The sequence below is a fragment of the Microbacterium sp. genome (assembly GCF_036277215.1).
Taxonomy (GTDB): domain Bacteria; phylum Actinomycetota; class Actinomycetes; order Actinomycetales; family Microbacteriaceae; genus Microbacterium.
Genome location: NZ_DASUNI010000328.1, coordinates 1 through 5,500 on the forward strand (window position 1 = coordinate 1; position 5,500 = coordinate 5,500).

The following is a 5,500-nucleotide window of genomic DNA, read 5'->3' on the forward strand; positions in this document are numbered from 1 at the left end:
GTCGCATCGGTCGCCCCCGGCATCGTCCTGTTCCGCGGGCTGGCCCCCGAAGGCGAGAACCCGGTCGCACTTCTCGAGGAGACCATGTGGACCGAGGGCATGCGCCTGGCCCACGATCCCGAAGGGACGCCGATCCGCGCAGCCGACGTGACCCTGGGATCGGCCGTGCACGTGATCCCCGAGGCGCTCGCCGAACTCGATCACTCGGAGGGCTACCTCGAGGCGAAGGCGAAGGCCATCGTCCTTCTGATGCGCCTGCTTCCCGAGGATCTGAACGAAACCCCTGAGCGGGCAGACTGGTCGTACGACGGCATCGTCGCCTACTCCAAGGTCTGCACCCACGTCGGATGCCCGGTCGCGCTGTACGAGCAGCAGACGCACCACCTGCTCTGCCCCTGCCACCAGTCGCAGTTCGACGTGGCCAACGGCGCGGCGGTCATCTTCGGCCCGGCCGCGCGACCCCTGCCGCAGCTGCCGATCACGATCGACGACGAGGGCTACCTCGTCGCGCGCAGCGGCTTCACCGAGCCGGTCGGCCCGAGCTTCTGGGAGCGCCATTGAGTACCTCAACCCACCCCACAGAGAACCTCACGGGTCAAGAAGCAGTCCGGGAGGACATGACGACTCTTCCCGAGGGGAAGAACGGCGGTCCTCTCGGCGGTAAGTTCCTCGGCGCCACCGCCAACTACATCGACGAGCGCACGAGCCTCTCCGGGTTCGTCAAGGAGCTGGGCCGCAAGGTCTTCCCCGATCACTGGTCGTTCATGCTCGGCGAGATCGCGATGTGGAGCTTCGTCGTCGTCCTGCTATCGGGGACGTTCCTGACGTTCTTCTTCCAGGCGTCTATGGTTCCCACGCACTACACCGGTGCGTTCCTCCCGATGCGCGGAGTTGAGATGTCGGCCGCGCTCGATTCATCGCTGACCATCTCCTTCGACATCCGCGGCGGGCTGCTCGTCCGTCAGATCCACCACTGGGCCGCCCTCGTCTTCGTGGCGGGGATCGGTGTGCACATGCTGCGCATCTTCTTCACCGGCGCGTTCCGCAAGCCCCGCGAGCTGAACTGGGTGATCGGGTTCGTGATGTTCATCCTGGCCATGGGCGAGGGTTTCACGGGCTACTCGCTGCCGGACGACCTGCTGTCGGGCAACGGACTGCGCATCATCGACGGCATGATCAAGGGCATCCCCCTGATCGGCACGTGGACCTCGTTCCTGCTGTTCGGCGGCGAGTTCCCGGGCATCGCTATCGTCGGACGCCTGTACACGCTGCACATCCTGCTGCTGCCGGCGATCCTGGTCGGGCTGCTCGTGGTACACCTCATGCTGATGGTGATCAACAAGCACACCCAGTTCGCGGGTCCCGGCCGCACGAACAGCAACGTCGTGGGCTACCCGATGATGCCCGTGTACATGTCGAAGATGGGCGGTTTCCTCTTCATCACGTTCGGCGTGATCGTTCTGATCGCATCGCTGTTCACGATCAACCCGATCTGGAACTACGGGCCGTACGACCCGTCCCCCGTGTCGGCGGGCACCCAGCCGGACTGGTACATCGGCTTCGCCGACGGCGCCCTCCGACTCGTGCCGCCGGGCTGGGAGTTCGTCTTCCTGGACCGCACCTGGTCGTTCAACATCCTCGTGCCGCTCGTCGGCCTGGGACTGTTCATCGCCGTCGTGCTGCTCTACCCCTTCCTCGAGGCGTGGATCACGGGCGACAAGCGCGAGCACCACATCGCCCAGCGTCCCCGCAACTCGGCGACGCGCACCGCGATCGGCGCAGGCGGCGTGACGTTCTACGCGGTGCTCTGGGCTGCGGCGTCCTCCGACATCATCGCGACGCACTTCTACCTCACGATGGAAGGCGTGATCCACACGCTCCAGGCGCTGCTGGTGATCGGCCCGATCATCGCGTACTTCGTCACCAAGCGCATCTGCATCGCCCTTCAGAAGAAGGACCGCGAGATCGCGCTGCACGGCTACGAGTCCGGTCGCATCGTCCGCCTGCCCGGCGGCGAGTACATCGAGGTCCACCAGCCGGTGGACGAGTACGAGCGCTGGAAGCTCGTCGACAACGACAACTACGAGCCGCTCATCGTTCGTCCGAATGCGAGGGGTCGCATCCCCTGGCACGAGAACATCCGCGCCGTGCTGTCGCGCCAGCTCTTCGAAGACCGTCTCGCCCCGCTCACGCAGTCCGAGCTGGACGCCGCGGCTGCGCACCAGCATCACGAGTTGGAGCACATCGCGACCGAAGAGCACGCCGAGCTCCAGGCCGCGCACGAGCGCGCCGGTGTTCCGGATGCTCCTCACGTCCCGATCGATGACGGCCACAACTCGGAGACCGCCGTTCGCCCGTCGAACGTGATCGTCACCGAGGACGGCACGAAGAAGCCGAGGAACCGCGAGAAGGAGTTCGGCGCGTAACGCCCCGATGCCATCGGATGCCCCGGCGCGACACCCTCTGAGCTGTCCGCGCCGGGGCATCCGGCTTCACAACGGCAGTAATCCGGCGTCGGCTGACCGCGACAGGAGCGGATCCGGCATCCGTTCCCGCGTAACGTCAAACCATGACCGATGCCCTCTCGTACTTCGCCGCCAAGCTCGCCCACGAAACGGACGCGTCCGACGTGTACGCCGCCCAGACGGACGGTGAGCGGTTTGTGCTCGTCGACGTCCGCGGCGACGCCGCCTGGGCCCAGGGACGCATCTCGGGCGCGGTCCACCTCCGCCACCAGGACATCGCCGAGCGCGCACCTGCCGAGCTCGATCCCGAGGTGCCCGTGGTCGTCTACTGCTGGAGCCCCGGATGCAACGGCGGCGCCAAGGGTGCTCTCGAGTTCGCGAAGCTGGGTTATTCGGTCAAGGAGATGATCGGCGGCTACGAGTACTGGATCCGCGAGGGGCAGCCGACCGAAAATGACGACGGCGCGCTCCCGCGGACGTTCGACGACCAGGTGATGGTCGTGCGCACCCCTGTCGCCGGTTGAGGCTAAGCGGTCTCGAGTTCCTCGCAGAACCGGTCTGCCGCAGCGCCGTAGAAGGTCGGCGCGTGGTTGCCGGATGCCTGCTGCACGAAGTCGACGTCGCAGACGACGGCTGTCACGTTGTCCTGGGATCCGGCTTCCAGCGCGAGCGAGACGAGCGAGGCAGCCGCTGTGGCGGGCGACACAGCGACACCCAAGACGCGCCGCACGTCGTCCTCGGGCAGATAGTCGGTCACGCCGTCGCTGCACAGCAGCCAGCGGTCGCCGATGTGGACGTCGCGGTCCACGACCGAGGTCGTGTCATCCTCGCCGCCGCGCAACGACGCCGTGATGATGTTGCGACGGGGATGGGATGCCGCGTCCTCGGGAGCGATCAGCCCGTGATCGAGCAGTGCCTGCACGTACGAGTCGTCGCGCGTCTGGCGTGTGAACACCCCGCGGCGCAGCAGATACGCCCGCGAGTCACCGGTGTGCGCCACCAGCAGCCGGCCCGACGACGACACGAAGATCCCGGTGAGGGTAGTGGCCATCCCGCGCAGCGACGCGTCGCGTTCGGCGTGGGCGCGCAGGTCCCAATTGGCCTCGCGGATCCGCACCGCCAGCGCCTCGGCATCCGGCAGCATCATGCGCCCCGCGACGAGGCGATGCAGAAGCGCGGCTGACGCGAGATCGCCGGATGGACCACCGCCGACGCCGTCGGCGACCGCCGCTCCCCAGGGCGCCGCGAAGGCGGCATCCTGGTTCGCCGTGCGATAGCCGCCCACGTCCGAGACGGCGGCGGTCCTCAATCGAACCGGCACGGGGCGGTCAGCGCGCGAAGTATCCGCGGTAGTACTCGTACACCCATCCGACGATGGCGACGAGGAAGACGGCCAGGCCGATGGGGAACAGCCAGGTTCCGATCGCGAGGCCCATCATGCCCAGGGCCGCGGAGAAGGCGAGAGTGATGGGCCACCACGACCAGGGGCTGAACTCGCCGAGTTCGGGATCCCCATCGTCGATGTCCGCCGTCAGGATGTCTTCGGGCAGCTCGCCGCCCTGTGCTCTGTGTACGCGACCGATGAAGAAGGCGATCAGCGCTGACATCAACGTCGCGAAGAGCAGCCCGACAGTGCCCACCCACTCGATGGCGATGTACCACGGGTTGATCAGGTTTACGACGATGCTCCAGACGGAGTACGTAACCGTCATCAGCAGGAAGAAGCCGGACAGCAGCCACCACAGGCCCGTGTTGGTGCGCACCTACTTCACCTCTCCCTTGTCGAGGTCGACGACCGGGGCTTCGGGCGCGTCCTTCGCCGGTCCGACACCGACCGGGATGCCGGCCTCGGGGTGGTTCAGATCGAAGGCCGGACGCTCGCTGCGGATGCGCGGGATCGAGGTGAAATTGTGCCGCGGCGGCGGGCACGAGGTCGCCCATTCGAGCGACGCACCGTAGCCCCATGGGTCGTTCACGGTCACCTTCGGCGCCTTGCGAGCGGTGATCCAGACGTTGAACAGGAACGGGATCATCGATGCGCCGAGGATCATGGCGCCGATGGACGACACCTGGTTCTCCCACAGCCAACCGTCCTGTGCGGAGTAGTCTGCGTACCGGCGCGGCATGCCGTCGACGCCCAGCCAGTGCTGGATGAGGAAGGTCATGTGGAAGCCGATGAACAGCATCCAGAAGTGCACCATGCCGATGCGCTCGTTGAGCATCTTCCCGGTCCACTTCGGCCACCAGAAGTAGAAGCCGGCGAACATGGCGAACACCACGGTTCCGAACACCACGTAGTGGAAGTGCGCCACGACGAAGTAGGAGTCAGAGAGCGGGAAGTCCAGCGGCGGCGAGGCGAGGATGATGCCGGTCAGGCCGCCGAACACGAACGACACGAGGAAGCCGAGCGCGAACATCATCGGCGTCTCGAAGGTCACCGAGCCCCGCCACATCGTCCCGATCCAGTTGAAGATCTTCACGCCGGTGGGCACCGCGATGAGCATGGTCATCAGCGCGAAGAACGGCAGCAGGACCGCTCCGGTGACGTACATGTGGTGGGCCCACACCGCGACCGACAGTGCGGCGATCGCGATCGTCGCGTATACGAGGGTCTTGTAGCCGAAGATCGGCTTGCGGCTGAAGACCGGGAACACCTCGGACACGATGCCGAAGAACGGCAGCGCGATGATGTACACCTCGGGGTGCCCGAAGAACCAGAACAGGTGCTGCCAGAGGATGGCGCCGCCGTTCTCCGGGTTGAAGATCTGCGCGCCGAGGCGGCGGTCCGCGCCGAGCGCGAACAGGGCGGCCGCCAGGGGCGGGAAGGCCATCAGCACGAGGAGGCTGGTGATCAGCGTGTTCCAGACGAAGATCGGCATCCGGAACATCGTCATGCCTGGCGCGCGCATGCAGATGATGGTGGTGATGAAGTTGACGGCACCAAGGATGGTTCCGAACCCTGAAAGGGCCAGGCCGAAGACCCACAGGTCACCACCTACGCCAGGGCTGAAGGTGGTGTTCGACAACGGCGCATA

The 5,500-nt window shown here is 66.3% G+C and carries 6 protein-coding genes; 3 read left to right on the plus strand and 3 right to left on the minus strand.

The window, feature by feature from the left end; genetic code table 11:
- From VFX99_RS15800 to VFX99_RS15810, 3 genes are all read left to right on the plus strand, one after another.
- Positions 1 to 561: Rieske (2Fe-2S) protein (locus tag VFX99_RS15800; protein WP_329667246.1), on the plus strand; the 561-nt coding region annotated here is incomplete at its 5' end.
- A gap of 56 nt (positions 562 to 617) precedes the next feature.
- Complete coding sequence (locus tag VFX99_RS15805; RefSeq protein ID WP_329667247.1) at positions 618 to 2,426, plus strand: ubiquinol-cytochrome c reductase cytochrome b subunit; 1,809 nt, start codon at positions 618 to 620, stop codon at positions 2,424 to 2,426.
- Positions 2,427 to 2,569: 143 nt separating this feature from the next.
- Positions 2,570 to 2,989 carry a rhodanese-like domain-containing protein gene (locus tag VFX99_RS15810; protein WP_329667248.1) on the plus strand — a complete coding sequence of 140 codons (420 nt, stop codon included), beginning with the start codon at positions 2,570 to 2,572 and terminating at the stop codon, positions 2,987 to 2,989.
- A 2-nt stretch (positions 2,990 to 2,991) separates the two neighbouring features.
- Here VFX99_RS15810 and VFX99_RS15815 read toward each other — a convergent pair whose 3' ends face one another.
- The 3 genes from VFX99_RS15815 to VFX99_RS15825 all read right to left on the minus strand — a co-directional run.
- Positions 2,992 to 3,786, minus strand: coding sequence for a PP2C family protein-serine/threonine phosphatase (locus tag VFX99_RS15815; protein WP_329667249.1), 795 nt, complete (start codon positions 3,784 to 3,786; stop codon positions 2,992 to 2,994).
- Between the two features lie 7 nt (positions 3,787 to 3,793).
- Positions 3,794 to 4,228: a cytochrome c oxidase subunit 4 gene (locus VFX99_RS15820; protein ID WP_329667250.1), complete on the minus strand. Its 435-nt coding sequence runs from the start codon at positions 4,226 to 4,228 to the stop codon at positions 3,794 to 3,796.
- Positions 4,229 to 5,500: cytochrome c oxidase subunit I (locus tag VFX99_RS15825; RefSeq protein WP_329667251.1), on the minus strand; the 1,272-nt coding region annotated here is incomplete at its 5' end.